Raw genomic sequence first — 26,493 nt, forward strand, 5'->3', positions numbered from 1 at the left:
CCTGCCCGGGGCGCGGGGGGGCCCGGCTCACCCCCCCCCCCCCCAGCCCGGCGCCGGCGGGGGGCCCCCGGGCGCCGTCGGAGATCTGCGAGGCGACCGCCGCCGTCAGCGGGCTGCCTTCCTCGAGGGCCGGCAGCGAGGCCGGTCCGCTGGGGTCAGGGGAGCGGCAGGCAGGAACTTCCGGTGCCGACACCGTAACCCGTCACATCGACCTCGATGTATTTCGCGGAGGTGTACTGCCCCGGGGTGAACTGCTGTGCGGTGATGTTCTGGCGGCCCGTGTGCTCGGGTGTCCACGCGAACGTCGCCGTCCCGTTCTCGGGGTGGTACGTGGCCTGGCCGAGGCGCACACCACCACCCGGTACTCCGCCGCCGCTGTTGATGATCGTGACCTCGCCCGCCTCGGACGGGGGCGCGTCGACCACGACTGTCACTGTGTAGCTGCAACCCACCCGCAGGCCTTCCGGCCCGGCAGCGACTTTCACCTCGGTGACCTCAGCGCCGGCCCCCGGCGCCGCGAATACCGTCGCCAGACCGGCGACGCCGAGAACCGCTGTGGTGCTGAACAGCCGGAGGGATTTACGCATACATTGGCCTTTCTCGTCATAGGGTCGGACTTCCCGAGTGTGGAATGGAGCCCGATGGGTCGCAGGTCCGGTATAGCCGCAAGAGAGCGCATCTAATCGCGTAAATATTTGCGGCACAGTTGGTTATTTCACAACCTTCGACCGCGGCGGCGCTTGGCGTACGCATAGAGGGTCACCAGCGGCTTCAGTGGCATCCACTCCGCGAACCGATACTCCGCACCTCGGGTCAGGCGGTGTGCCAGATCCGGGCGCTGCCGCGTCAGATATCGGCGGGCCTTCTCCGCGTGGACGGGCAGCGAAACGATTTTGATCCGATCCGCACCCTCCAGGTACGGAATCGCGAACGCGACGTTCTGCCAAGTGCTGCGGCTCTTCTCCTCGAGTACCAGCTCGCCGCGGTACCCGCGGACCCCGGTTGCGTAACCGGCCATGAGCGCTGCCTCGGACTGCGGGCCCGCGCAGGCTCCGCCCGAGAGGACGAGCCTGCTCCCGGTCGCGGCCGGGTCGAGGGAGCGCAGGCCCGCTCGTACGCGCCAGCGGTTCATGGCGTTGGCGCGGGTGCCGCTGTTCCGGTAACCGAGAACGAGGACGGCTTCGGAGCCGCCGGTGACGGTTCCGGCGAACCTGCGGGACGCGCGCCAGTTCGTCCACTCACCCCAGAGCAGGAACAGCAGCGTGGCGGCGATGGCGACCCGGGTCCGTTTCCGCACCCCTCCAGTCAAGCACGTCACACTTCGCTGTCTTGTTGGACGCTTGTCCGTTTCCGCGCCTTCACCGAAGGGACTCCGGCGGCTCATCTGGTCGCGTCAAGCTCACCCGACTACCTGGCAGAGCTGAATGAGGACCTATGACGACGTCGAAGACGAGCCGAGTGGTGGCAGTGGCCGCCGCCGTAGCACTGCTGGCGGCCGCCTGCTCGGGCGACGAACGCGACGGATCCGGTTCCGCCACGGCGTGGAGACTGCCGGATGCCGAGCGCTACCACCGGGCGGCCACGTATCCGGTGTACCTGAACCGCCCGGCCGGGGAACCGGCCGATACCGAGACGGTCGCGGAGATCTCGACGGTCACGCCGGACGGCAATACCGTCATCTACACCGATGCCACCGCCAAACGCATCGGATTCCTGGATATCCGTGATCCGGCGCAGCCGGCCGGGCTGGGCACGCTCTCGCTGGCCGGGCTGGGTCACGCGGACGATCAGCCGACGTCGGTGGTTGCGCACGGCGAGTTCGTGCTGGTGGTGGTCGATACCACCGGCGGCGATTTCGCGAACCCCGCCGGCCGCGTCGATATCGTGCGGGTCGCCGACCGCACTCGGGTGCGCAGTATCGATCTCGGCGGGCAACCCGATTCGATCGCCATCAGCCCGGACGGCGCGTTCGCCGCGATCGCGATGGAGAACCAGCGCGACGAGGAGCTCACCCCGGCCGGTGGCGAAGAAGGCGATCTGCCACAGCCGCCGACCGGGTTCGTGCAACTGATCGATCTCACCGGTACTCCGGACGCGTGGACGGCGCGGAAGGTCGATTTCGATATCGAGGCGGCGCGGGCGGCGGGACTGGATACCCCCGAGGACCTCGAACCCGAGTACGTGAGCATCAACGCCCGCGGCCAGGTCGCGGTGACCCTGCAGGAGAACAACGGTATCGCCGTGATCGACGGGACCACGGGGGAGGTGACATCGATCTTCGACGCCGGGTCGGTGGCGGTGGACGGTGTCGACACCGCAGACGACGGCGTGCTGGACCAGAACGGATCGGTGCCCGGCGGTCCCCGCGAACCCGACGCCGTCGGCTGGATCGGCGACGACCATCTGGCCACCGCCAACGAGGGGGATTGGCGGGGCGGTACCCGTGGCTGGTCGATCTTCGCCGCCGCGACCGGTGCGGTCGTGTGGGACGCCGGCAATTCCTTCGAACGGCTCGCTGTGCAGACCGGCCTGCATATCGAAGGGCGCGCAGACGCAAAGGGCCCGGAGCCGGAGGGGCTCGCGATCACCGAGGTCGGCGGGCGGCCGGTCGCTCTGGTCGCTGCGGAGCGCAGCAATTTCGTTGCCGTCTACGACATCGGTGACGTCACCGCCCCGAAATTCCTCCAGATCCTGCCGACGACCCCGGGCCCGGAAGGAATCGTGCCCGTACCGCAGCGAGATCTGCTGGTGATCGCCTCGGAGACCGACGACGCGGAGGCTCGCGTGCGCGCCGCCGTCAATATCTACGGATTCGGCGACTCCTTCGCAGAAGGCGCGGGAGCACCGGCGTTCCCGTCGATCGTCGCCGCCGAGGTCGACGGCACCCCGATCGGCTGGGGTGCGCTGGGCGCGCTGTCGGCCGACCCCGCCGATACGAACCGGCTGTTCACCGCTACCGATATCGCCTACGGTCCGGCGCGGATCCTGGGTGTGGATATCACGCATGCGCCCGCGGTCATCGACCGTGAACTCGCGATCACCGAGGGCGGAGCGCCGGTAGCGCTCGATATCGAAGGGTTGTCGGCGCGGCCCGACGGCGGATTCGTACTGGCGGTCGAGGGGAAAGCGGGATCCGGAAACGAGCTGGTCACCGTTGCCGCGGACGGCGCCGTCGAACAACGGGTCGCATTGTCCGCCGATATCGCGTCCGGGCTGGGTGCCCAGGGATTGGAAGGGGTCGCGGTCGACGGCGACGCGATCTGGGTGGTGTTGCAGCGCGAACTCGAGGGTGATCCGAAGGGCGTCGCCCGGATCGGACGCTATACGCCGGAGAATGGCGAATGGGAATGGTTCGGCTACCGGCTGGAGCAGACCGACGCCGAAGGGGATTGGATCGGGCTCTCCGAAATCGCCGTCCACGACGGCGGGTTGCTGGTGCTCGAACGCGACAAGTCGAACGGCCCGGACGCGGCTCTCAAGGCGATCTACCGTGTCGAAATACCGGTCGGGGGCGGCGTGACCACGGCCGGCGAAGATCCGAGGGTGCTGCCGAAGACACTGGTGCGGGATCTGCTGCCGACTCTGCGGGCCACCAACGGGTTCGTCCAGGAAAAAGTCGAGGGTCTCACCGTCGGCGGTAACGGCAACCTGTACGTGGTCACCGATAACGACGGTCTCGACGACGCCAACGGGGAAACCGTGTTCCTCGATCTCGGCCCGGCCGGCGCACCCGGGAACTGACGCCGGGAAACGGACCGGCGGACACGGCGAGAACGGTTGTGCGGTAGCAGGAGTCGGGTGATGGTCGACCGGTACGAGGGACTGAACCGGCGCAGGCTGCTGTATGCCGCCGGCGCCGGTATCGCCCTCACCGCGCTGATACAGCCGGCGCCGGCGGGGCCCATCGCCCGGAAGGTCACCGCCGGCTCCACGGCGTCCGGCCGGCGGGTGGACCTCGCGGAGCGGGCCATCGTGACCCGGCACGTGCGTGCGCTGTGGGGCCTGCCGCGAACGCAGCTCGGCACCCTCGTATGGCCGGCTTCCCTGCCGGAAAGATCCTTCGCGCAATGGCATTACTGGTGGCAAGCCCAGCTGCTCGACTGCGCGGTGGATGCGGCGGTGCGCGCCCGCACACCCGAACGCATCGACCGGGTCGCCGCTGTGGCCCGCGGAATCCGCACCCGCAACATCACCGGCTGGACCAACCGGTACTACGACGATATGGCGTGGCTGCTGCTGGCGCTCGAGCGTGCGGATCGGCTGCTCGGTATGCGCTTCGACGACGCCGTCGTAGACCTGCGGACGGCGTTGTCGGTGGGCTGGAACTCGGCGGTGGGCGCGGTGCCGTGGCGGTCGGGCGACGACTACTACAACACCCCCGCGATCGGCCCGGCCGGTATCGCGATGGCGCGGCTGGGGGAGTTGAACCGGGCCGCGGAACTCGCGGATTTCCTGTACGACCGGCTGCGCGATCCCGGCAGCGGCCTCGTCCTCGACGGAGTGCACGAGCCGGGTGGGCGGGTGGACCGGACCGTGCACACCTACTGCCAGGGTGTGGCGATCGGGCTGGAAACCGAACTGGCGGTGCGGACCGGGGGCACCGGGCATCGCCGCAGGGTGGCGGAACTGGTGGCGGCGGCCGAATCCGGGCTCACGGAGTCGGGGGTGATCACCGCGGCCGCCGGGGACGACTCCGGCCTGTTCATGGGGATTCTCGCCCGGTATCTCGCCGTGGCCGCGCTGGCCCTGGGCGACACCACCGCCGCGCGTATCGTGCACACCTCCGCGGGGGCGGCTTGGGCGAACCGAGCCGAGGTGGACGGGTTGCCGCTGTTCGGGGCCGACTGGAATCGTGCGGTCCCGGCCCCACCCGCTCCGGCAACCCTTTCCCAGCTCACGGCGCCCGCGGCGAATGCGAACCGCGACCTCTCGATTCAGCTGAGCGGCTGGATGCTGCTCGAAGCGGATCACCGGCTCACGGCTGCCGGGCGTTGAGCGCCGGCGGCCGGCTCCTGTATCCGCCGGTCACCGGCCGCGTCCCCTGCCTGTCGACTTCGACCGCCGCAGGCTGCACACGGTGCGCGCCGTCGGGCGTCAGACCAAGGGTTTGCCCAGTGCCCGGCGCCTTCTCATATCCGCGAGATGCCGGTTCAGGGGATACAGCCGCCATTGTTCGGGGCCGGCCGCCGTGACGAGGCCGATGGCGCGCATGACCAGCTCGAAGGCCCGCTGTCGTCGGGGGCCCCAGTCCAGGTCCAGTTCGTCGCGGAAGCGTTGCGGCAGGAACCCGGTGGTGAAGAACCTGTTGACCCGGCGGAATGCCAACTGTTCCGCTCGGCTGTACGGGCCCAGATCGACGACTTGGTCGAGCAGGTAGGTCTTGACCTCGTCGTCCAGGGAGATCTCGGCGCTTCTGCGATGCCAGTATTCGGCGAACGCGGCGCGATCGGCCGGCCACATCTCCGGACGCATCTGCAGGGTGGTGCCGAATCGGGCCGATTCGCGATACAGCTCGTCGGCGTCCGCGTCGCTCAGCGGACCGAAGAGATAGGTCACCGAATCGACGACGCCCTTGTAGATACAGGCCGCGACCCACAATTGCAGTTCCGGGTCGAACGCGTTGTATTTCACCGGGCTGCCGGGTCGTGAGCGCACATGGCGGTGGGAGGTGTCGGTCGCGGCGCGGTACGCCTCGCGTTCCTCGTCGGTTCCGAGCATGGCGACGGCGAGATAGGTCAGGGTGGTCCGTCCGCGTTTGCGCGGGTGGAGATCGAAACGGCCGCTGTCGACCGTGCTCTCGACGACGCCGCGCCCGACGGGGGCCAGGCTCAACTGCATGATGACATTCGCCGGACCGCCGAGCAGTGCGCCGGGGCCGGCCAGATGTTTGCGACGTGGCTCCGCGCCCGGTCGGGGTACGTGCGGCTCCGGTGACGCCGGGTGGGACATCTCGACCCCCTGAATGAATGAGAGGTTTACTATTCAAATCTCTCACATCGGTGGGTCCGATTCAACAGACCGCGGATTCCCTAGGTGACCGGATGCCGATCCGACGGCTGGTCGCCATCGGCATGATCTCTTCCGCCCGGCCCGGCCGTGGCCGCAATCGTTACCGCGCTACGGGTCGTACCTCACCTTTCCGGGCACAGGCCGGCGCTCTGTCGTGTCCGACCATATGCGCCGCCGGTGCGGGAAGGACGGCCGTCGACAGCGGCGCCGGCCGCACGTGTGGGGTAACGGGCGAACCGCGGCGCACGAAGCCGGTTGTCCGGGTGCCCGACATCGGACGGTCGAACGCGCGGTCCGTACCGTGGCCGACAAAGTGCCCGGCGTATCGGCAGGTCGATACGATCGGCCCATGTCTGCGTCTCCCGCCCGGGTCCGGGCGCTCACCGCGCGTTCGGCGATCCTGAGCGTCCTGCTCGGGTCGCATCCGGCGCAGGCCCCGGCGGGGTGGATCGTCCGGGTCGGCGCCGGACTGGGGTTACAGGAATCCGCGGTGCGGGCCGCGCTGACCCGGATGGTTGCCGCCGGTGATCTCGAACGCGGCGCCGATGCGACCTATCGGCTGTCCGAGCGGCTGGCCGAACGTCAGCGCCGGCAGGACCGGGCGATTTCGCCGGACCTCCGCGCCTGGCGGGGCGGGTGGATCCTGGCGGTCGTGACCGTCGGCGCCACCGATTCCACCGACCGCGCCGCGTTCCGGGAAACTCTGCGGCTGGCCCGGTTCGGGGAACTCCGTGAGGGCGTCTGGTGCCGGCCTGACAATATCGCCACCGAACTCCCCGAAGTGGCGCGGCAGCGGGTGGATCTGTTCACCGGGCAGCCGGCGGAACCGGCCATCGCATTGGCCGGCCGCCTTTTCGCACCGGACCGGTGGGCCCACCGCGCCCGCGAATTGCTCACGGCCCTCGACAGCGCCGAGACGATCGGCACCCGATTCGAAGTCGCGGCGGCCGTCGTACGCCATATTCTCGACGATCCGGTCCTGCCGCCGGAGCTGGTGCCGCAGGATTGGCCCGGCGCGGCCATTCGCGCGCGCTACGAAGTGTTCCGCACCGAGTTCCAGGCCTTCGCCGACGGGTTGATGGAAGGGAAGCCGGTTCTGCCGCAGTGAGTGTGATTCGCGGCCACCGGAACTCGCGGCGGTACGGATCTCCGTCGCGGTCGAACCTGCCGACTGCACGGGACCCAGCGGGTTCGCCGCTGCTGCTGTTCGCCGGCGCCGGCTACCGGGTCTCATCGTCGGTCGAAGGCCGGAACCGGTTCGCCGGCGGTAATCAGCCGATCTTCGGGGTCAGTCGTTCGATGATCGCACCGGTGTCCAAACCCACCGGCAGGGTGCCGAAGACGTCGCCGCGGTCGCGTCCGAGCCGGCTGCGAGTGAAACCTTCGGCGACAGCGGGATGTCCGTAGCGGACCAGGAGCGAACCCTGCAGAACCAGGGCCATATCGCCGACGATCCGGCGGGCGCGATGCGGCAGGGTCTCGAGATCGGTGAATTCGGCCTCCAGCCGGCCGATCGCGGTATCCAGGCCGGAATCGGCGCCGGCGGCGAGTTTCACCTCGTCCAGGAACGCGCCGAGGGTCGCCGGCTGTTTGGCGAGTGCGCGGAGAACGTCCAGTGCGGCGACATTGCCCGAACCCTCCCACACCGACATCAGCGGGGCCTCCCGGTACAGCCGCGGCATCCGGGACTCTTCGACATATCCGTTGCCGCCCAGGCATTCCAGGGCCTCGGCCGCATGGATGGGTCCGCGTTTGCAGACGTAGTACTTGCTCACCGCCAGGCTGATACGCCGCAGCAGATCGGCGGCCTCGTCGCCGGCGGTGGCGCGGTCGGTGAGTTCGGCCAGCCACAGGGCAGCGGTGGTCGCGCCCTCGGCCTCGATGGCCAGATCGGCCAGGACATTGCGCATGAGCGGCTGGTCGACGAGGTTCGCGCCGAAGGCGCGGCGGTGCTGGGCGTGGTGGATCGCCATGCTGGTTCCGGTGCGCATTCCGGTGGCCGAGGCCAGGGTGCAATCGAGGCGGGTCAGGTTGACCATTTCGATGATCGTGGGCACGCCGCGGCCCTCGTCGCCGACCAGCCAGCCGACGGTCTGGTCGTATTCGACCTCGCTGCTGGCGTTGGAATGGTTACCCAGTTTGTCCTTCAGCCGCTGCAGGTGGAAGGGATTGCGGGTGCCGTCCGGTAGCACGCGGGGAACGAAGAAACAGGACAGTCCACCGGGTGCCTGCGCCAGCGCGAGGAAGAAATCCGACATCGGCGCCGAGGTGAACCATTTGTGCCCGGTGATCCGGTAGGAGCCGTCGGCCTGCGGGACCGCGGTCGTGGTGTTGGCCCGGACATCGGATCCGCCCTGTTTCTCGGTCATCGACATCCCGGCGATGAGCCCCGGCTTATCGGCGAGCGGGCGCAACACGGGGTCGTATTCGCGGCTGGTGAGCAGCGGCTCGTACCGGGCGGACAGTTCGGCGTTCGCGCGCAGGGCCGGGACGACGGCGTAGGTCATCGAGATCGGGCAGCCGTGCCCGGCGTCGACCTGCGACCACACGCTCGTCTTCGCCGCCCGCACCAGATGTGGTGCGGGCCGGGTATCGGCCCAGGGTGCGCCGTGCAGACCGAAGCGGACCGCATGCCGCATCAGCTCGTGGTAGCTGGGGTCGTAGCGGACCTCGTCGATGCGGTGACCGTAGCGGTCGTGCGTCTGCAACACCGGCTGGTGCTCCTCGGCGAGGTCGCCGAGTTCCTGGGCGTGGGCACTGCCGGCCAGCCGGCCGATCTCGTGCAGTTCCTCGAGGGCGTGGGTGGCGCCGCCGCGCTCCAGTGCCTCGAGAATGACGGGTACTTCGGCGGCGTCGTGGTCGACCAGCGGGGGGACCTGGTTGGTCACGGTATGAGTCGGCACGGCGACTGTTCTCCCTTCGTGGACGACGGGCCTGGTCGGGCGCGGCGCGAGCGGATGGTCTCATTACGATTTTGAAGCGTGCGATAGAAAATCGCAATAGCCAGGTGTGGGTCGATCGGAAAGCCGGACCGGCGGCGGATCTCGAGTTTGGCGGGCGCAGGCAGGGGTAGGCGGCGGAAATCACTACTCGCCCCACCACGACCAGAGGAGACCCATGTTCGTGCACAACAAGGATCTGCAGTTCGAGGTACGGGTCGAGCGCCCGGACCCCCGGTTCGCCACCTTGCTCCAGGAACAGTTCGGCGGCGCCAACGGTGAACTCAAAGCCGCCATGCAGTACTTCAGCCAGGCATTCGTGCTCCGCCGCAAACATCCGAAGATGTATGACCTGTTCATGGATATAGCGACCGAGGAATTCAGTCACCTCGAGATCGTCGGCAATATGATCACCATGCTGCTGGACGGGCTCAACGATGATCTGAAGCAGGCCAACGAGCACTGTGACTGGATGCCGGTGATCGCCTCGGCCGACGGGAAGGAACAGGCCATCCATCAGGTGGCGACCGATCCGCTGTTCCTCGCGCTGCGCGGTGGCGGACCCGATGTCGGCAACTCCGCCGGCGTGCCCTGGAGCGGGGCCTACGTCAATTCCAACGGTGAGCCGTCGGTGGACCTGCGCAGTAATCTCGCCGCCGAATCGCGCGCCAAGATCGTGTACGAATACCTGAAACAGTTCACCGACGACCCGGGTGTGCAGGATACGCTGTCGTTTCTCATGAGCCGCGAGGTCGCGCACTTCCAGCAGTTCACCGCGGCGCTGAACGAACTACCGGTCAACTTCCCGCCCGGTGCGCTCCCGGGCGACGACCGCTTCCAGAACATGGCATTCAACATGTCCAACGGTGATGCCAGTGCGCGCGGCCCGTGGAACGAGGGGCAGGGGCCGTGGCCGGAGGGCGTGGAATGGGAGTACGTGGCCGACCCTGTCCAGGAGTGGCTCGGCAGCACCCATCGCGAGAACCAGGGCGCGAATGCGAATCCGGAGGGCAGCCCCGCGGTGATGGGGACCAAGCAGTTCACCCACGAACAACATACGCCCGCCTGAATCCACGGCCGGGTAACGGAGACGATCATGGATGCTTTGACTTTCCTACGCGCCGATCACGAAAGCGTGCTCGGCATGATCGAATCGCTGGAACGCGGACGTGGTTTCAGCGAGGCCGAACTCCAGGACCGCGCACATCTGGCGACCAGCCTGGTGATCGCGGCATCCCAGCACGAGGCAGTGGAGGAACAGTTCTTCTGGCCGGCGGTGCGCCGGGCGCTGCCCGACGGCGACGAACTCGCCGACCGCGCCCTCGACCAGGAGGACGCGGGTAAACACCTGCTCCAGCGGATCGAGGACGCGAAGGTCGGATCACGAGATTTCGAGCAGGCCCTCACCGAGTTCATCGGCGCGATCCGGGAACATATCGAATTCGAACAGAATCAGGTGTGGCCCGCGTTCGGTCGCGCGCAACCTCCCGCGGAGCTGGAGGAACTGGGCGGCAAGATGGCCGCGGCAAAGAAAACTGCCCCGACCCGCCCGCACCCGACCACACCGTCCACTCCCGGTGCCCAGAAGAGCGCCGGACTGGTCGGAGCCGTCGCCGACAAGGTGCGCGATGTGTTCAGTGGGCGCCGGTCGCACCAGCCGCCGGAGCCACCCGCTCCTTGACCGGCCGCGGGCGGTGCCCTGCCTCCATCGCGGTGCTCGGTGGCTGGGCGGTCGGTATCGGCCGCCCGGCCTCGGGCGGTGCCGGGTCCGGGCGGCGCGCTGTTCGGCCACGGAGACTCGCGGTGTCCCGACCGACTGCCCGGCGCCCGGTATGCGGCTGCTACTCGCGGGGGAGCAGGGTGCCCAGCGGACCGAGATCGATATTGAGGTCTTCCGGGGTGAGACCGAAATGGTCGCGGAGTTCGCCCATCCGTTCCTCCAGCAGCATCAGCGTGGTACCGATTCGCTCGATCTGCGCTTCGCTCAGATCGCCTTCGTCGACTCGTCGCAGGGCCTGCCGTTCCATCAGCTGACGCAACAGTTCCACCAGGGTGAGGACCAGGGTGACCAGACCGCGTTCCACCGATTCCGGGTCGGCGTCGATACGTGGCGGAATGCCCTCGAATTCAGTCATCCGACGGTTCCAGAGCATCGCGCGAAACCGGTTCGAGGGCGGGACCGGACAGCGTTTTGATGGAGGATATGAGGGCGCGCAGCGAGATCTGGACCAGGTCGACGTCGGCGATGGAAAGGCGGATATCGCCGGAGATCACCACCCCGCCCGCCAGTACCCGATCCAGCAGATCGATGAGTGCGACGCGGCGTTCGCTGTCGGGCCGGGTCATGAGGTCGCCCGGTCCACGCCCGCGAACGAATACGGGGGCCAGGGACCGGTGAGTTCGAGCCGGATACCGGGGACGGCCCGATCGAGCTCGGCGACCGCGGCGGCGAATTCGCGGGCAGCGGCGTCGTCGACGAGGTAGGTGCCGTTGAGGATCAGCCAGTCCCGCCGGCCGTGCAGCACCGGATCGGTCAGCGGCTGGCAGCGGCCGGCGGCGGCGCGGCGCACCAGCTGTCCATGGATTTCCTCGGCTCGCGCCGCGGCGTCGCGTTCCACGGTTTCCTGTGCCGACAGTTGCGCACGGCGCCGGGCCAGGTAGGCGGTGCCCTTGCCGCCCGCGGTGCTCGCGGTATCGGCTCCGGCCACCGCGGCGGCGAGCGCGGTGCGGTCGCAGTACGCCTTCACCCCCCATTCGGTCCGGCCGCTCACCAGCGTCAACGCCGAATCGAAATCGGCACGCCGCTCGTCGAGCATGCGTACGACCCGATCGTCGTCGAGGAAAACGGTGGCCAGCCGGAGCGGGATCACGGGACCACGCCGCAGTAGTGCGGAGATCACCGCATCGTGCGCGCGGGCGGTGGTTTCCAGCCAGTCCAGATCCTCGAGATTGCGGCGCAGCGGCAGATCGCCGAAAACCGCGAGCGGTACCGAGCCCACAACCGCGGCCAGTTCCCCCGACCGGACCGGTCGCGGCGGCTCACCCGCCACACCGGTGAGGTCGTCCAGCTCTGCGATACCAGCTCCGGTGCGCGTCACCGCGTACAGCCACACCCCGAGGTCATCGCTCACGATCCTGCTCCTCGAGTTCGCGACTGCGTTCCAGGGCGGCGCGCTGCTCGGTCCGTGCCTCCAGCTCGGCGATGCGGTCGCGTAGTTTGCGGTTCTCGAGCTCGAGGTCGTGATCCTGTCGTTCGAGGGTGCGGGCATTGCTGTTGAGCCACGGATCGGTTTCCCACCAGTCGATCCCCACGGCCTTCGCCGTTTCCAGCGAGGCCACGACCAACCGGAGTTTGATGGTGAGCAGTTCGATATCCAGCAGATTCACCTGGATATCGCCGGCGATCACCAAGCCCTTGTCCAGAACGCGTTCGAGGATATCGCCGAGATTCGACGATTGGTGACCGCCTCCGTACGGTTGCGGTGCCGGCGATCCGCCGCCCACGACAGTCATCGCATCCCCCGTCCGCCGATATCCGCGCTGCCCCGGGCATAGCGCCGGGTTCTGCGGTAGGCCAGCAGGTTGCCGTCGGGGTCGATCTCCACCTCGTAGAGCGCCAGCATATCGGCCGAGGAGGGGATGCGACGGTCTTCGACCACCTCGACCTCCACCAGCCACCCGGCTTCCGTCGGTTCGGTGGAGGTGGCGCCGAGGATCTGTTTCGGCGTCAGCTCGGCCAACTGATCCATCGCCGTCGCCCCGGCCTGCGCCGCGGTGAGCGGGGGTGGGGCGGATTCGGCCTCGTTCACCTGGAATCACTCCTTCGAGACGGTGGGTGCCGAATCGTCCGGTCGCGAGATCATCCGGTTCAGCACCTGCTGCTGGGCCTGCCGGTACTCCTGTTCCGACAGCCGGCCCGCGGCCGCGGCCTCGTCCAGTTCGTCGAGTTCGCGCCGGATGACCGCGGGGTCGTGCAACTGCTGTTCGACCTGCTCCTGGATCAGCTCGCCCAGCCGGATCACGCCCCGTACCGGTGCCAGCGGCAACGACAACAGCGATGTCAGCAAGCCCATGGGTCAGCCCTCGGGTTCCCGTTTCATGACGAAGTCGTAGGCCGCCATCGGACCCAGCAGGCTCAGTTCGATACGGCCGTCCCATTGCTCGGAGAGCCCGGACAGTGCCTTCTCCAGTTCGCCCCGCCGCGACGTATCGATGAGGACCGCGAGGTGGATCGCGTCCAGATCGTGGGTCGGTGGGCGTTCGGCGACAGCCGGCCGGATCGCGGCCAGGGCCTCGACGGCCCGGCGGGTATCCACCGCGCGTTTGTCCGCGATCGATCGGTAGATGTTCTCGCCCAGCATTATTCGCGCATCCCGGGTGGCTTCTTCCGGGGCGCCGCGAATCTGCTCGCGCAGCCGGGCGGTCTCGGGGTTCTCGTCGAGCAGTTCGCGAAGGACTGCCTCCTCCACATAGCGGCCCTTGACGACGAACTGCGCGCGGCCCTCGAGCTCGGCCAGCGCGGCCTGGAACTCGTCGTGATTGGGCTGTAGCAGTTCCCGCTCCACCGACTCCACATCGGACATGACCGCACCGAACCGCAGCGGCAGGACCGGGGCGACGGCCGCCGAACCGTCCAGCAGTTCCGAGTGGGCGGTCAGATCCTCCGGGGTGCCCAGAGGACGCTCCGGGATACCGCTGACCAGCGCGGCGATCTCGCCGTACCGCACCACCGTGATCGCATTCGGCGGCTCGCCGATACCCGCGGCGTGGTCGCCGGGTTCCACATCCGCGGGCACGATCCCGTAGACGTAGACGGCGCGTCCCTCGCCGCTCTCCACCTCCCCGGTATGGCCGGCCCCGTCGGTGGTCATCGGTCCTTCTCGCTTCCCGGCCCTCGATGGCCCTGGCGGCTCCGCTCGATATCGTCGAAGAAGTTCACGACCTTCTCACCCGCGGCCTCGAGCGCGCCCTTGGTCTTGCGTTCGGCACCGCCCTCGGTGATATCCCCGACCAGACCCGGCAGACCCGTCGGCTCACTGCCCGAGATTTCGAGCCGATTCACGGCTTCGGCGAAACGCAGATATGTATCGACACTCGCCACCACCACCCTGGCGTCGATGGTCAGCAGTTCGATACCGACCAGCGATACGCGGACGAACGCGTCGATCACCAGTCCCTTGTCGAGGATTGTGTCGACGACATCGGCCAGGCTCGACGAGTTCGGCCGGGCCGTCATACCACCGCCCGCGCCACCCACCGGTTCGACAGTCATCGCCGCGCTCCTCGATCCGAGGCCGGGCCGGCTTCGGTGGCGGTCTTCTGCCGAGGTGCGGGTCGCCGGCGCCGGGCGGACTTCCCCTCGGGTTGCGCGTCGGGTCTCTCGTCGCCGCCGGGACTCTCGTCTTCGGGCGATTCGTCTCCGGGTTCCTCGCCTTCGGACGTTTCGCTGTCGGGGGGCTCGTCCTCGAGGGATTCGTCGTCGATGTCCTCATCGACTGCCGCGCCGCTGCCGGTCTCCGGTGTCTGCGCGGCGCGATCGTCCTGTTCGCGTCGACGAGCGGTCTCGTCGTCCTCGACGACCTCGCGATCCCGGATCTCGCCGTGCCAGCCGACGATATCGTCGGCGTGTAGCACGCTTTCGGTCATCACGTGCCGCTGGAAATGCTTCAGCTCCAGCCGGACCCGCCGGCCGGCGGCCCGCCACAGGTTGCCGGTTTTCTCGACGAACCCGGCGGGGTGGTATTCGAGCACCACGATGATGCGGGTCAGGTCCGGGGTGAGTTCGTGGAAGGTCACCGCGCCGTCGATATAGCCCTTGCCGCCCTTCGAGCGCCAGACGATCCGCTGGAACGGCACCTGCTCGACAATGGTGGACTGCCAGCTTCGTTTGGACCAGAAAACCTTGCCGGACCAGTCGAGCTTCTCGTCGGAGACCTGATCGACGGTTTCGACCTTCTTCATGAAGTTCGGGAAGTCCGCGAACTGTGTCCATTGGTCGTAGGCGAGGTCGATCGGGACGCCCACGTCGATATGTTCGACGATATTGGTCAGCTTCAGCTTCTTACCGCCGGAGTCCTTTCCTTTACCCCCGGTCAAGGCCTGTTTGGCGTCCGCGAACTTTTCCTTGACCGTGTGCCCGATCTTGTCCGCGCCGGTGCTGAACGCTACCGAGAGCGGCGATTTTCCCTCCGCGAGTTTCTGGGCGCCGGTCACGGCCGACAGCAGGGATCCGCCACCGCCGCCCTCGGCGACCTGAGATAGCCGCTCGGTGGTACCGGACAGCCGGTCCGTGACCCCCGAGACGGCACGTTCGGTGATCGTGGTGGCGAGCTGCTGTAGCGAGTTCTGCAGCTGTCCCGGAGGTGTTTTCGTGGCCATCGGGCTCACCGCCTGGTACGGCGCACGGGCGCATCGTCGGCGGCCGGTCCGGCGGCGTCGGTCCGGCGGCGGGAAGTGCGCGCGGCTGCCCGGGCCGGTGTCCGTACCCGGCGCTCACCGGTTCGGCCGCGGGAAACGGACGCCGACGACCGGGTGCGGGCGGAGGTCCTGCTCTTCGGAGCGGGCTCGGCCGACTCGTCGGCATCGGCCTGCTCGTCGGCATCGACCGGCTCGTATTCGTCGCCGGTGTCCTGGTCCGGGAGCACGCCGCCGAGCTCTGCGCCGATATCTCCGTGCCGCTGCAGGCGGGCGTTCAGCGAATCGATCCGGTTGCTCGCGGCCGTGACCGCGGCGGCCCGGGCGGCATCGAGCAGCTCACCGCGCACCGCTTCGGTGATTTTCGCGAGCTCCGGTGAGGAGCCGACTGCCGAGGTCGTACGTTCCAGTAGTGCCTGCGGCCCGCCCCGGCCGCTCAATCCGACCCCGGCGAGCATCAACGCGAATTTCATCTTGCGCGTCCGGCCCAGGACATATCCGACCCCGACAGCCCCGGCCATCCGCATTCCACACTTCATGGTCACTCCTCGTCCGGCACTCACTCCTCGTTCGGCATCGCCCGCACTCGAGCGGTGGGGGTGTGGCCAGAGCCGATAATGCGGAAATGTGGTTCAGGCCACATAGAGATTTCTATGGCCGACCGTACGCCGATAACCGGCCGGACGTAACCCCGGTAAACATCTCCCGACCAGCGCTGGGGCCGATTGTTTCGGTACGCGGCTTGAGTATGCCGTTACGGCACAGGTTCTCCTGGAGGCATCGCACAGTCGGCATTGCCGGAAGGACGGAACCATGATCGGCCAGAAGGATCTTCGTACCACAGCAGAGCCCACCGACCCCGCGGCCGAAACCGACAGGTCTGCCGTACCGCCGACATTGCTCGACCAGATGGGCGGGCCCATGGGTTTCGTCTACTCGACCGTTCCCGTGGTCGTTTTCGTCGCGGCGAACGCGGTACTGCCGCTGGTGGCGACCGTCGGCATCTCGGTCGCGGTCGCGATTGCGCTGACCGGCTTCCGGCTGGTGCGCGGGGAGCGGTTCTCCTCGGCGATCGGCGGGCTGGCCGGTATCGCGGCCGCTGTGGGGATCGTGCTGTGGACCGGGTCGGCGAAGGATTTCTTCGTCATCGGGATCTGGGCGGCACTGGTGGGATTCGTGGTCGCGTTCGCCTCACTGCTGGCCCGCCGCCCCCTGACCGGGGTCGTCTGGAATCTCGTGCACGGCGGTAAGCATGCGTGGCGCGCGGACAAGGTCGCGTTGCGGTCGCACGATATCGCCACGGCTGCTGCGGCGCTGGTCTTCGGTGCCCGGTTCGTGGTGAAGGAATGGCTGTATCTCGCCGATTCCACGACCTGGCTCGCCGTCGCGAAGATCGCGATGGGGACGCCGTTGACGGTGCTGGCCGCGCTCGTCGTCGTGTGGGCGTTCCGGCGCACCACGAAACGTTTCATCCCGCAGCCCTGACCCCGCACAACACCGGCACCCGGTTACCGCCGCGCCACCGCGGGCCGGTCAGGTGATTACGTCGAGCCATCCGGTGTCGATATCACCCGGCCGGTCTGCGTAGGCCGCGGCGGCGGTTTGCAGAATCAGAGCGGCCGCCGCCGCACCGGGGTCCAGTACGCCCCGTGCCACCTCGCCCACATAGCTGGCGCGTCCGCGCTTGGCGACCAGCGACGCGGTGCCGGCCGCGCCTTTCACCGCGGCGCCGGCGGTGGCGTCGAGTGCTTCGCCGGGCTCGCTCGCCGCCGCGACGCGGGCGGCGAGGGTCTCGGCCGCCGGGGCCAGTGCATCGACCATCGTCTTGTGCCCGACCTCGGCATTCCCGTACCGCTGCACCGTGGCCAGCCCGGCGCTCAAGCCACGTGAGAATTCCGCCAGGCTGGGCTCCGAACCGTCCGTGCAGCGGGCGAGTTCGCGGAAGAACATGCCGAACAACGGTCCGCTCGTCCCACCAGTGCCGAGGAAACCCCGGGACACCGCGGTCAGCCACGCCGCATAGGAGGCGGGCGGTTCGGCATCGATGTTCGCGCGTGCCCGCCGCAGAGCGGCAGCGATATTCGCGCCGAAATCGCCGTCACCGGCGCGGCGATCCAGATCCGCGAGAGCTTCCGTGCGGTCGAGGAAGGCCGCGAACATCGTGTTCACCCAGCGTTCGCCGAAACCGGCGGGCAGTGCGGTGTCGTTCATGAGCGGGCTCCTTCACCAGGTCAGGGCCGGGGTGCGCACCGGCGCGTCCCACAGCGGAAGCAGATCGGCATCGGCGGGCAGCAGCGTGACCGAGACGCCGACCATATCGAGCGAGGTCACGTAGCTGCCGGCGAGCGAACGGGCGACGGTGATGCCCTGCCCGGCGAGCCGCTGGTGCACCGCCCGGGCCGCGATCGACAGTTCGATCGGGTAGGCGCCGCCGAGGCCGTTCACGATCGCGACGACCGCGGAACCGCGCGTGCAACCGAGTTCGGCGACCAGCGGATCGACCAGGAGCGCGATCAGCGTATCCGCGTCGGCGAACGGGACCCGGCCGGTGCCGCGTTCGCCGTGGATTCCCACGCCCAGTTCCACTTCGCCGGCTTCGAGGGTGAAGGCGGGGCTCGTCGCGCCGGGATGCGTACCCGCGCTCAGTGCGAAACTCAAGGTCCGCGCGTTGCGGGCGACGCGGCGGCCGAGTTCGGCGACCGTGCGCAGATCCGCACCCGTTTCCGCGCTCGCCCCGCAGATCTTCTCGACCGCGAGAACGGCGGCGGTCCCGCGGCGACCCGGCCCGTCGTCGCTCTGGGTCGCCAGATCGTCGTCCACCAACACGGTTTCGGTCGCGACCGCGTTGTCGTCGCCGGCGAGTTCACCGGCGATCCGGAAGTTGAGCACATCGCCGGTGTAGTTCTTCACGATCTGGACGACACCCCGACCGGAATCGGCGGCCACCGTGCCCTCGTGCACCTGCAGCGCGGTCGGGCTGGCGAAGACCGCGCCCGGTACGGCCACGTCGAGCATGCCGCGGCCGACGAAACCGGCGTGCAGCGGTTCGTGCCCGGATCCACCTCCGGATACCAGTCCGACCTTGTCGCGTGCCGGGCTGGCGCGGGTGACGAGGCCGCGTTCACGGTCGTAGGAGATGAGGGTGGGGTTGGTGAGGGCGAGCCCTTCGAGCGCCTCCTCTGGAGCGTTCTCGGGCAGGTTGAGAATCTGTCGGCGCACGCTGCTCCTTCGGATCGACTCCGACCGATGCTAGTTGAGTACGAGTGACCGAGCCCGCTGCCGTTCGGGCCATATGTTCGTCGGCGACCGGCGTACCGCACGGGGCATTGTCCTGGCGCGGGCCACCGATCCACAAGGGTGAGTGAATGCGGACGTTCGACGGCTCCGCCGGCTGTGGTGCGAGCGGTGGTGCGGTCCTGCTGTTTAGTGGCCCACTCAGCGGTAATGCCGACGGCACGGGGCCGGTGGATGTTCGTACGGGGATGGTCGAGCATCCATCGGCCGCCGCACGCGACAGGACGGAGGACGACTATGCCTGGATCGGGCGCTCACGACGATCCGCGGCCGGCCCCGCTGCGGGCTCGCGACCATGCGCAGCGGGGCATCCCATGACGTCGTGGCGAGCGCGGGCCCTTCTCGCACGGATGTGGTTGCGGCGGAACAAACGGTTCTACGCCGACCCCGCGGCCATGCGCGAGGGATTACCGAGACACCAGGAGCCGAAGCGTTCCCGGCCGCCGCGCCGCATCACCGCGAAATACCATGTGAGCTGCCAGGAGGTCGACGGTCGCCCGGTATACACCCTCACACCACCCGGCGGGCCGAGTTCGCCCTGGCATATCTTCCATATGCACGGCGGTGGTTTCGTGGAGTCGCCCGAACCGCATCACTGGCGGTTCGCGGGCCGGATCGTCGCGCGGACCGGATGCACCTACACCCTGCCGATGTATCCGCTCGCCCCCGAGAACGACCACCGGACGATCGTTCCGATGATCGAACACGCCTACGACCGGGCAACCCGCGATACCGAACCCGGGAACCGGATCGTCTTCGGTGATTCGGCCGGTGGCACGCTCGCCCTCACCCTGGCCCGCCACCTGTACGAACACGGCCGACCGCAACCGCGGGCGCTCGCTTTGTTCTCCCCGTGGATCGATCTGGCCACCGACGACCCGCTGTCGCTGACCATCGACGACCGCGATCCGGAACTCGGCGTTTCCGGTCTGAAACAGGCCGGCCGGTGGTACGCGGGCGAGAAGGCCCTCGACGACCCGCACATCAGTCCGGCGTTCGCCGACCTCACCGGCCTCGCGCCGACCGTTGTCTTCATCGGTCACCGCGACATCCTGCTACCCGATGCCCGGCGGGTGGCCGAATTGGGCGATGCTGCCGGTGTTCCGGTCGAACTGCACGAGTATCCCGGAATGTTCCACAACTGGATCATGAAACGAATTCCCGAGGCCGGGCAGGCGACCGGCGAACTGCTGCACTTTCTGCGAACAGTGCCCACCGCGCTCCCTGCGAACAGCGAAGGAGGACCCGGCAATGATCGTGCGGACAACTCGTGACATCACCGGAACCGATCGGCAGGTCGATACCGATCACTGGACGTCGAAACGGATCGTCCTGTCCGACGACGAGGTCGGATTCTCTTATCACGAGACCACCGTCGCCGCCGGCACCGAGACTCCACTGCACTATCCCGACTACGTCGAAGCAGTCTGGCTCATCGAAGGCCACGGACACCTGATCGATCGGGACAACGGGGTGACCCATACGCTCGCCCCGGGCACGATGTACCTGCTCGACGGGCACGAACGCCACACCATCGTCGCCGACACCCAGCTGCGCATGTACTGCGTGTTCACCCCTGCCGTACCGCCCGGCAGCGACTGATACGGCCGGGGAACGCGGCGGTCGGCGTGTGGCCGAGACCATCCGGCCCATCACCCACGAGACACGGCCGGTTCTGTTCCGGCTACGACCGGCATCGTCAGACGGGGAAAGGCGGTGACGGCGGGAACTTCACCGGCAGCGTGGTGAGAGACCGGTGGAAGGGACCGGGCCGCCAGTCCGGGCCGCCTGGCAGATCCACTTCCATCTCGGGCAACGCGTCGAGCAGTAGATCGATCGCCTCCTGGGCCACCAGGTAGGCCGGGGTCTGTGCGGGACAGCTGCGCTGGCCCAGACCCCAGGACAGATGTGAGCGGTTACCGCGATGATCGTCGGACCGGATCGCCGGGTCGTGGTTGCAGGCGGCGATACTGATGACCACCGGCTGGTGGGCGGGTAGCCAGACGTCCTCGATGAGGATCGGTTGCCGCGGATAGGTGATGAGGAAGTTCGCCATCGGCGGGTTGTCGAACAGCACCTCGTCGAGCGCGTCCCGGGTGGACAGGCTGCCGCCCAGCACACTGCCGCCGAAGCGGTCCTCGGTGAGGATCAGCAGCAGGGTGTTGGCGATCAGGTTCTGCTGGAGTTCGATCACCGCGCCGTACTGACCGGCCAGCTGGTGCACCATCTCTTCTTCGTCCAGCCGGGCTTCGTGCCGGAGCAGCCGCGTGGTGACATCGTCGCCGGGGTTCGAGCGTTTGTAGGCGACCAGTTCGGCCAGCGCCGCGTTGATCATCCGGTTGCCCTCGTCGGCGTCGACGCCTTCGAACATGGCGGCCATCCCGGCGGATACCCGCTGCCCGATTTCCGGCGGGCAGCCGAGCAGCGTATTGCAGACACCGAAGGTCAAGGGGAAGGCGTATTGCAGAAGCAGGTCGGCGCTGCCCGTTTCGCAGAAGGAATTGATCAGCGGGGTCGCGAGGTCGGCCACGGCCGCGCGCAACCCGTGCAGATCCACCTCCGTCAGAGCCGAGAGATTGGCCGACCGGTAGCGGCGGAACGCCTCTCCGGCGCTGCGGTTGGCGATGGGCCGCCACTCCATGATCGGCAGCACCGGGCAATCGGCGGGCATATCCTTCTGCCAGGTGCGCGGATCGGCCGGAAAATGTTCGTGATCGTTGAGGATGCGCACCGCCACCGCGTGTTCGATCACCAGGGTCGCGGGCACACCGGGAGCCAGCTCGACCGGCACCATCGACCGGTGCTCGCGGCGCATCTGCCCGTACACCCGGTGCGGGTTCTCGGCGAACTCGGGCGCGTACAGCGGGAACCGGGGGCCACCGTCGGCGACCGGGGAACCGTGTACGGGGCGGGCGGGGGCGTCGAACTGTCGGGTTGTCAAAAGGGCTCCATACTGTTTCGCACTGTGGGCCGGGCAGTCTCCCGGGTCCCGGCGCCGAATGGAAACACTACGCGAACGATGCAGCATATTGTGTTGTGCCTCAGCGGTTTACCGAAAATGTCGCATCCACGTCACACCGCTCGGTGGCGCCGGCGAACGACCCCGTGCGTGGCAGTGGACGCTGCCGCAGCGCAGAACCTCGATCGCCGCCATTGTGGTCCGAGCGCATCGAGGTCGACAATGGGACCGTCCGGTAGCGATCTGGCCGGGTGTTTCGACAACCGCACGGACGGCCGCGAGAAATGTTCTCCGGAGGGCGCGACATGCCGTGAAATCCGCAGTTCCGACGCGAGGAGCAGACGATGACGCAGTCCGTGACCGGAGACCTGAAAACCAAGCACCGAGCCATCTGGGCCTCCGGTGACTACTCCCGGGTGGCCGACGACGTGATACCCGGACTGGGCGATCGCCTCGTTCGCGCCACACCGATCGGACCGGGTACGAAGGTGCTGGATATCGCGGCCGGAACGGGTAACGCCGCCATCCCGGCCGCCGCCACCGGTGCCGAGGTGGTTGCCGGTGACCTGACCCCGGAGTTGTTCGAGGCCGGTCGCCGCAATGCCGCGGTGGCCGGGGTGCGACTGCGCTGGGAGCAGGCGGACGCGGAAGCGCTGCCCTACGCCGACGGCGAATTCGATGTGGTGATCTCGTGTGTGGGGATCATGTTCGCGCCGTTCCACCGCACCGCCGCCGACGAATTGGTCCGGGTCACCAGAAGTGGTGGTTCGATCGGACTGGTGAACTGGACGCCCACCGGGTTCATCGGGCAGATGTTCGCCACCATGAAACCGTTCGCCCCGCCGCCGCCCGCCGGTGCGCAGCCGCCGCCGCTGTGGGGGTCCGAGGAGCATGTCACCGAGTTGCTCGGCGACCGGGTCACCGGGTTGGCGATGCGACGCGAACATGCCGTCGTGGACTGCTTCCCCGACGCCGACGCCTTCCGAACCTTCTTCAAGATCAATTACGGCCCCACCATCGCGGTCTACAAGGCTTTGGCCGGTGAGCCGGAACGTGCCGAACAGCTGGACCGGGAACTCACCGATCTGGCTGCCGCGCACGACCTCGGCGGCGGCCGGATGGAATGGGAGTATCTGCTGGTCACAGCGCAGCGGGTCTGATGAACACGGCGCAGCGGGTCTGATGAACACAGCGCAGCGGGTCTCCCAGGCGCAGCGTGGACGGTGTGAGCCGGGCCGGATCGGGGGACTTTCCGGAGTGCGGCCGGCGTTGTACGGATGACTCATAATGTGAGGGACGAAGGAGGAAGCGTGACCGAAACGCGGAAGGCGATCCTGGCCGGTGGGTGCTTCTGGGGTATGCAGGAGCTGATCCGTAAGCAGCCGGGGGTCCTCGACACCCGGGTCGGGTACACCGGCGGACAGAACGATCACCCCACCTACCGCAACCATCCCGGCCACGCCGAGGCGGTGGAGATCGTCTACGACCCGGCGCAGACCGACTATCGGGCGCTGCTCGAGTTCTTCTTCCAGATCCACGACCCGACCACCAGGAATCGCCAGGGCAACGATATCGGCACCAGCTACCGCTCCGAGATCTTCTATCTGGACGACGAGCAGAAGCAGGTCGCGCTCGAAACGATCGTCGATGTGGAGGACTCCGGGCTGTGGCCGGGCAAGGTCGTCACCGAGGTATCGCCGGCGGTCGAGTTCTGGGAGGCCGAACCCGAGCACCAGGACTATCTGCAGACCTTCCCCAACGGCTACACCTGCCATTTCCCGCGCCCGGGCTGGAAGCTGCCGAAACGGCGGACCTCGGCGTAGGTGGGGGCCGAGTTCCGGTGCCCGCCCGGCGGATCCGCCGGCGTCCCGTGGAGTCGCGGGGGCAGGCCTGCGCTGGGTAGTGTCGATCGGGTGAGTAGGTGGACGCGCCGTAGGTTCCGCAGGATCGGCCGAATAGATCGCGCGGTGGGCGATACGGTGGCGTCGCTGCCTTCCTCGCGGGCCGATGCGGGTCTGCTGCGTCTCACCTCGGGTGCCGATCACGGTGTGCTGTGGATGGGGGCTGCGGCGCTGCTGGCTTCCCGGGGCGGGTCGACGCGGCGGGCCGCCGCGCGCGGGGTCGCCTCGGTGGCCGCCGCCAGCTTCGCGACGAATGTCGTGCTCAAAACCGTTTTCGCGCGGCGCCGGCCGGCCGCCGAACTGATGCCCGCGCATCGACGACTGGTACCGGCGCCGACCTCTTCGTCGTTTCCCTCCGGGCACAGCGCCAGTGCGGCCGCGTTCGCCACGGCGGTGGCGATGGAGAGCCCGCGTTCCGCGCTGCTGGTGGCGCCGGTGGCGGCTGCCGTGGCCTACTCGCGGGTGCACACCGGTGTGCACTGGGGTTCGGATGTGCTGGTCGGCGCGGCCGTCGGCTCGGGGATCGCCTTGGCCACCCGGCGCTGGTGGCCGGTGCGCGAATCGGACGAGGCGGAGGCGAGCCCGGTTCCCGAGGTGCCCGTGCTGGCCGACGGCAAGGGGTTGGTGGTGATGGTCAACCCGGTCTCCGGGGACCCGAACTACGATCCCACCGACGATATCGCTGCCGCCCTGTCCGCGGCGACGGTGCTGCGGACCCGCCCCGATATGGATTGTGCGGTGCAACTGGAGCAGGCCGTGGACGCTCAGCAGGGGCCGGTGCTGGCGGTCGGTGTGGCCGGCGGTGACGGCACCGTGGCGGCCGTGGCCGCGTTCGCGCTGCGCAAGGAACTACCGCTGGTCGTGATCCCCACCGGCACGCTCAATCATTTCGCCCGCGATCTGGGTGTCTACGATCTGCGCGAAGTGATCGACGCGACCGGCGTCGGTGAGGCCGTGGCCGTCGATATCGCCGCCGTCGAATACGGGGACGAAAAAGAAACTCGCACAAGGCATCTGATCAACACGTTCAGTCTGGGGTCCTATCCGGATCTGGTCCGGCTGCGGGAGAAGTGGCAGAAGCGGTGGGGTAAATGGCCGGCCTTCGCCGCGGCGCTCGTGGTCACGCTGCGCCGCGCCGAACCCATCGAGATCTTCCTGGACGGGCGTTGGCAGCGGGTGTGGTTCCTGTTCGTCGGCAACGGTCCCTACCATCCGCACGGTGCGGTGCCCGCGTTCCGGGACCGGCTCGATTCGGGCCTGCTGGATGTGCGCTGGTTGCGTGCGGATCTGCGGTGGTCGCGGACGCGTGCGGTGATCGCGCTGGTATCGGCTGCGATCGGGCACAGCCGGGTGTACGGCGAGCGTCAGCTGTCCGAGTTGTACGTGCATCTGCCCGAGCCGGAGGCGCTCGCCGCCGACGGTGAGGTGATCGGCAGCGCGACCCATCTGCGTTTTTCCGTGGCGGGCCAGCTGGCCGTCTATCGCCGGGACGAATCCAATCCGCTCTGGGCCAACCGTAGCCGCCCGCACCACCGCCGGGCGCCGTGGCTGCCGGAGGTGTTCCGGGTCCCGATGAGCGGCCGGATCGCGCCGGCGATGCGTGGTTCGGGCCGGGCGTAGCATTCGCCGGGTTCTGTCCTCCCCGGTCCCGGCGCCGTGGCGTATTCGATCAGCTCGTCCGTGGTGACCCGGTGGGAGCCGTCGGTGACCGCGCCGGAAGCCGTCGGGTGATCAGCAGCGCGGCCATCGCGAGCAGTGCGGTGACGGCGAATGTGGTGTGCAGGGCGTCCAGGCGCGCATCGGAGTTGATCGTGACGACGGCGTCCACGGTGGCCGAGTCCACACCGGCGGCGCCGAGTGCGTCACGCAGCTCGGTATCGGAGAGGAACGGCACACCGTCGGCAAGTTCGGTTGCGGCCTGCTGCTGGACCGCGGCGGGGATGCGCGGATCGTTCTCGATGCCGTCGGTCACCGAAGTCGTCAGCGTCGCGATCAGCACGGAGCCGATCAGCGCGGTGCCCAGCGAGGCACCGAGATAGCTGGCAGTATTCTGCAGCCCGCCCACTTCGGCGGTACGTGATTCGGGCACGGCCGAGACCGTGATCGCGCCGAGCTGTGAGGCGAGTGCGCCCAGACCGGCGCCCATCAGCAGCATGGGGACGGCGACGACCTGCGCGTCGGCGCCGGGGTCCATACCGGCCGCGAGCAGCAGAATTCCGATGATCATGGAGGCCAGACCCAGCCGGGCGACTCGGCGCGGGCCGGCCCGGGGAACGAACTTCGGAATGCCCACCGCGGTGGCGATCAATGCCAGCGAGAGCGGGAGCAGCCGGGCGCCGGTGCCCAGGGCGCTGAGCTGCAGGACAACGGACAGGAACAAAGGAACGGCGAAGAAGACGCCGGCCTGCACACCGAACTGGGCGAAGAACATCCCGAGCCCGCCGGTGAGCTGCCGGTTGCGCAACAGTGCCGGGTCGAACAGCGGTTCGCGCCCGCCCCGGATCCGCATCGCGAGCCATTCCCGCAGTAGATACAGCAGGACCAGCCCGCCGAGCAGCAGCCAGATCACCGCGGAGAGCCCGAATATCGCCGGTGCGCCGGGCTTTTCCTGGATCCAGCCCCATTCGCTGGAACGGAGCACCCCGTACACGATCATGCCGAGGCCGCCCACCGAGAGCACCGAACCCACGGTATCGAGCCGGGCTCGCTCGGCGGGACTGTCGGTCATCCGGCGGAGGAACAGCATGATCACCACGACGACGACCACCTCGCCGAAGAACACCAGCCGCCAAGAGGCGTAGGTGGTCACGGCTCCGCCAAGCAGCGGTCCGACGGCCACCGCCCCGGGCGCCCCCGCGGGCGCCACACCCGTCGGGGGAGGCCCGCACGATCGTGACGCGCAGACCCGCCGGGGTCGCAGCGCTGGTGACTCCGTGGAACTTCCCCGCGGCGATGGCCACCCGCAAGATCGCACCCG

28 protein-coding genes and 2 pseudogenes are annotated in these 26,493 nt (G+C 68.3%); 12 read left to right on the top strand and 18 right to left on the bottom strand.

Annotated features, from left to right (window positions below; genetic code table 11):
* Window positions 1-155: 155 nt before the first annotated feature.
* Both QH195_RS01185 and QH195_RS01190 read right to left on the bottom strand, forming a co-directional pair.
* Window positions 156-587, bottom strand: coding sequence for a hypothetical protein (locus QH195_RS01185; protein WP_280434009.1), 432 nt, complete (start codon window positions 585-587; stop codon window positions 156-158).
* Between the two features lie 128 nt (window positions 588-715).
* On the bottom strand, window positions 716-1,297 hold the full coding sequence (locus tag QH195_RS01190; RefSeq protein WP_280434010.1) for a YdcF family protein: 582 nt from the start codon (window positions 1,295-1,297) through the stop codon (window positions 716-718).
* Between the two features lie 137 nt (window positions 1,298-1,434).
* On the opposite strand from QH195_RS01190, the gene QH195_RS01195 reads away from it, so the two are divergent.
* Window positions 1,435-3,741 carry an esterase-like activity of phytase family protein gene (locus QH195_RS01195; RefSeq protein WP_280434011.1) on the top strand — a complete coding sequence of 769 codons (2,307 nt, stop codon included), beginning with the start codon at window positions 1,435-1,437 and terminating at the stop codon, window positions 3,739-3,741.
* A 60-nt stretch (window positions 3,742-3,801) separates the two neighbouring features.
* Window positions 3,802-4,995: a glycoside hydrolase family 76 protein gene (locus tag QH195_RS01200; protein ID WP_280434012.1), complete on the top strand. Its 1,194-nt coding sequence runs from the start codon at window positions 3,802-3,804 to the stop codon at window positions 4,993-4,995.
* Between the two features lie 99 nt (window positions 4,996-5,094).
* Here the strand turns inward: QH195_RS01200 and QH195_RS01205 are convergent, their stop codons facing one another.
* Window positions 5,095-5,949 (bottom strand): oxygenase MpaB family protein, encoded by an 855-nt coding sequence (locus QH195_RS01205; RefSeq protein WP_280434013.1) that lies wholly within the window; start codon window positions 5,947-5,949, stop codon window positions 5,095-5,097.
* 409 nt (window positions 5,950-6,358) lie between these two features.
* Between QH195_RS01205 and QH195_RS01210 the strand changes: the two genes are divergently transcribed.
* Window positions 6,359-7,117 carry a PaaX family transcriptional regulator C-terminal domain-containing protein gene (locus tag QH195_RS01210; protein ID WP_280423103.1) on the top strand — a complete coding sequence of 253 codons (759 nt, stop codon included), beginning with the start codon at window positions 6,359-6,361 and terminating at the stop codon, window positions 7,115-7,117.
* A 163-nt stretch (window positions 7,118-7,280) separates the two neighbouring features.
* On the opposite strand, the gene QH195_RS01215 is transcribed toward QH195_RS01210, so the two are convergent.
* Window positions 7,281-8,912: an acyl-CoA dehydrogenase family protein gene (locus QH195_RS01215; RefSeq protein WP_280434014.1), complete on the bottom strand. Its 1,632-nt coding sequence runs from the start codon at window positions 8,910-8,912 to the stop codon at window positions 7,281-7,283.
* Between the two features lie 214 nt (window positions 8,913-9,126).
* Between QH195_RS01215 and QH195_RS01220 the strand changes: the two genes are divergently transcribed.
* Window positions 9,127-10,017, top strand: a complete 891-nt coding sequence (locus tag QH195_RS01220) for a manganese catalase family protein (protein ID WP_280423101.1) — start codon at window positions 9,127-9,129, stop codon at window positions 10,015-10,017.
* A 27-nt stretch (window positions 10,018-10,044) separates the two neighbouring features.
* Window positions 10,045-10,629, top strand: a complete 585-nt coding sequence (locus QH195_RS01225) for a hemerythrin domain-containing protein (RefSeq protein WP_280434015.1) — start codon at window positions 10,045-10,047, stop codon at window positions 10,627-10,629.
* Between the two features lie 160 nt (window positions 10,630-10,789).
* Here the strand turns inward: QH195_RS01225 and QH195_RS01230 are convergent, their stop codons facing one another.
* Genes QH195_RS01230 through QH195_RS01275 form a run of 10 tightly spaced genes read right to left on the bottom strand, consistent with a single transcriptional unit; the run spans window position 10,790 to window position 15,901 of the window.
* Window positions 10,790-11,083 (bottom strand): gas vesicle protein K, encoded by a 294-nt coding sequence (locus tag QH195_RS01230; RefSeq protein WP_280423810.1) that lies wholly within the window; start codon window positions 11,081-11,083, stop codon window positions 10,790-10,792.
* Entirely contained in the window at window positions 11,076-11,294 is a 219-nt protein-coding gene (locus tag QH195_RS01235; protein WP_280434016.1) for a gas vesicle protein, read from the bottom strand. The genes QH195_RS01230 and QH195_RS01235 overlap by 8 nt, the downstream gene beginning before the upstream one ends.
* Window positions 11,291-12,079 carry a GvpL/GvpF family gas vesicle protein gene (locus QH195_RS01240; RefSeq protein WP_280423808.1) on the bottom strand — a complete coding sequence of 263 codons (789 nt, stop codon included), beginning with the start codon at window positions 12,077-12,079 and terminating at the stop codon, window positions 11,291-11,293. Before QH195_RS01240 ends, QH195_RS01235 begins: the two co-directional genes overlap by 4 nt.
* Window positions 12,069-12,461 (bottom strand): gas vesicle protein GvpJ, encoded by a 393-nt coding sequence (gene gvpJ / locus QH195_RS01245; RefSeq protein ID WP_280423807.1) that lies wholly within the window; start codon window positions 12,459-12,461, stop codon window positions 12,069-12,071. The genes QH195_RS01240 and gvpJ (QH195_RS01245) overlap by 11 nt, the downstream gene beginning before the upstream one ends.
* Window positions 12,458-12,757, bottom strand: a complete 300-nt coding sequence (gene gvpO / locus QH195_RS01250) for a gas vesicle protein GvpO (RefSeq protein WP_280423806.1) — start codon at window positions 12,755-12,757, stop codon at window positions 12,458-12,460. The genes gvpJ (QH195_RS01245) and gvpO overlap by 4 nt, the downstream gene beginning before the upstream one ends.
* A 6-nt stretch (window positions 12,758-12,763) precedes the next feature.
* Window positions 12,764-13,021 carry a gas vesicle protein GvpG gene (locus QH195_RS01255; RefSeq protein WP_280434017.1) on the bottom strand — a complete coding sequence of 86 codons (258 nt, stop codon included), beginning with the start codon at window positions 13,019-13,021 and terminating at the stop codon, window positions 12,764-12,766.
* A 3-nt stretch (window positions 13,022-13,024) separates the two neighbouring features.
* Window positions 13,025-13,819 carry a GvpL/GvpF family gas vesicle protein gene (locus QH195_RS01260; RefSeq protein ID WP_280434018.1) on the bottom strand — a complete coding sequence of 265 codons (795 nt, stop codon included), beginning with the start codon at window positions 13,817-13,819 and terminating at the stop codon, window positions 13,025-13,027.
* Entirely contained in the window at window positions 13,816-14,220 is a 405-nt protein-coding gene (gene gvpJ / locus QH195_RS01265) for a gas vesicle protein GvpJ (protein WP_280423803.1), read from the bottom strand. The genes QH195_RS01260 and gvpJ (QH195_RS01265) overlap by 4 nt, the downstream gene beginning before the upstream one ends.
* Window positions 14,217-15,326 carry an SRPBCC family protein gene (locus QH195_RS01270; RefSeq protein WP_280434019.1) on the bottom strand — a complete coding sequence of 370 codons (1,110 nt, stop codon included), beginning with the start codon at window positions 15,324-15,326 and terminating at the stop codon, window positions 14,217-14,219. Before QH195_RS01270 ends, gvpJ (QH195_RS01265) begins: the two co-directional genes overlap by 4 nt.
* A gap of 5 nt (window positions 15,327-15,331) precedes the next feature.
* Entirely contained in the window at window positions 15,332-15,901 is a 570-nt protein-coding gene (locus QH195_RS01275; protein ID WP_280434020.1) for a hypothetical protein, read from the bottom strand.
* A gap of 274 nt (window positions 15,902-16,175) precedes the next feature.
* Here QH195_RS01275 and QH195_RS01280 point away from each other — a divergent pair, with 274 nt between their 5' ends.
* Window positions 16,176-16,847, top strand: a complete 672-nt coding sequence (locus QH195_RS01280) for a DUF3159 domain-containing protein (protein ID WP_280434021.1) — start codon at window positions 16,176-16,178, stop codon at window positions 16,845-16,847.
* Between the two features lie 48 nt (window positions 16,848-16,895).
* On the opposite strand, the gene QH195_RS01285 is transcribed toward QH195_RS01280, so the two are convergent.
* Complete coding sequence (locus tag QH195_RS01285) at window positions 16,896-17,573, bottom strand: DAK2 domain-containing protein (RefSeq protein ID WP_280434022.1); 678 nt, start codon at window positions 17,571-17,573, stop codon at window positions 16,896-16,898.
* Window positions 17,574-17,585: 12 nt separating this feature from the next.
* Window positions 17,586-18,581, bottom strand: coding sequence for a dihydroxyacetone kinase subunit DhaK (locus QH195_RS01290; protein ID WP_280434023.1), 996 nt, complete (start codon window positions 18,579-18,581; stop codon window positions 17,586-17,588).
* A gap of 389 nt (window positions 18,582-18,970) precedes the next feature.
* Here QH195_RS01290 and QH195_RS01295 point away from each other — a divergent pair, with 389 nt between their 5' ends.
* A complete protein-coding gene (locus QH195_RS01295) occupies window positions 18,971-19,930 on the top strand; it encodes an alpha/beta hydrolase (RefSeq protein ID WP_280434024.1) in 960 nt (319 codons plus the stop codon).
* Window positions 19,908-20,258 (top strand): ectoine synthase, encoded by a 351-nt coding sequence (locus tag QH195_RS01300; RefSeq protein ID WP_280423796.1) that lies wholly within the window; start codon window positions 19,908-19,910, stop codon window positions 20,256-20,258. The genes QH195_RS01295 and QH195_RS01300 overlap by 23 nt, the downstream gene beginning before the upstream one ends.
* Before the next feature lie 97 nt (window positions 20,259-20,355).
* Here the strand turns inward: QH195_RS01300 and QH195_RS01305 are convergent, their stop codons facing one another.
* The gene (locus tag QH195_RS01305; RefSeq protein ID WP_280423795.1) at window positions 20,356-21,597 is read right to left on the bottom strand and encodes a cytochrome P450; all 1,242 of its coding nucleotides are present in this window, start codon (window positions 21,595-21,597) and stop codon (window positions 20,356-20,358) included.
* 362 nt (window positions 21,598-21,959) lie between these two features.
* On the opposite strand from QH195_RS01305, the gene QH195_RS01310 reads away from it, so the two are divergent.
* The 3 genes from QH195_RS01310 to QH195_RS01320 all read left to right on the top strand — a co-directional run bounded on the left by QH195_RS01310 (window position 21,960) and on the right by QH195_RS01320 (window position 25,136).
* Window positions 21,960-22,775, top strand: coding sequence for a class I SAM-dependent methyltransferase (locus QH195_RS01310; protein WP_280423794.1), 816 nt, complete (start codon window positions 21,960-21,962; stop codon window positions 22,773-22,775).
* A gap of 117 nt (window positions 22,776-22,892) precedes the next feature.
* Window positions 22,893-23,438, top strand: coding sequence for a peptide-methionine (S)-S-oxide reductase MsrA (gene msrA, locus QH195_RS01315; RefSeq protein ID WP_432278333.1), 546 nt, complete (start codon window positions 22,893-22,895; stop codon window positions 23,436-23,438).
* A gap of 90 nt (window positions 23,439-23,528) precedes the next feature.
* Window positions 23,529-25,136 carry a bifunctional phosphatase PAP2/diacylglycerol kinase family protein gene (locus tag QH195_RS01320; RefSeq protein ID WP_280434025.1) on the top strand — a complete coding sequence of 536 codons (1,608 nt, stop codon included), beginning with the start codon at window positions 23,529-23,531 and terminating at the stop codon, window positions 25,134-25,136.
* A gap of 49 nt (window positions 25,137-25,185) precedes the next feature.
* Here the strand turns inward: QH195_RS01320 and QH195_RS01325 are convergent.
* Window positions 25,186-26,385, bottom strand: a pseudogene (locus QH195_RS01325) (MFS transporter); the annotation flags it as partial.
* Between QH195_RS01325 and QH195_RS01330 the strand changes: the two are divergent.
* Window positions 26,385-26,493, top strand: a pseudogene (locus tag QH195_RS01330) (aldehyde dehydrogenase family protein); the annotation flags it as partial. The pseudogenes QH195_RS01325 and QH195_RS01330 sit on opposite strands and share 1 nt — an antisense overlap.

Origin of the sequence: Nocardia carnea (assembly GCF_029868855.1) — a bacterium.
In the GTDB taxonomy this organism is placed as follows: Bacteria; Actinomycetota; Actinomycetes; order Mycobacteriales; family Mycobacteriaceae; genus Nocardia; species Nocardia carnea_A.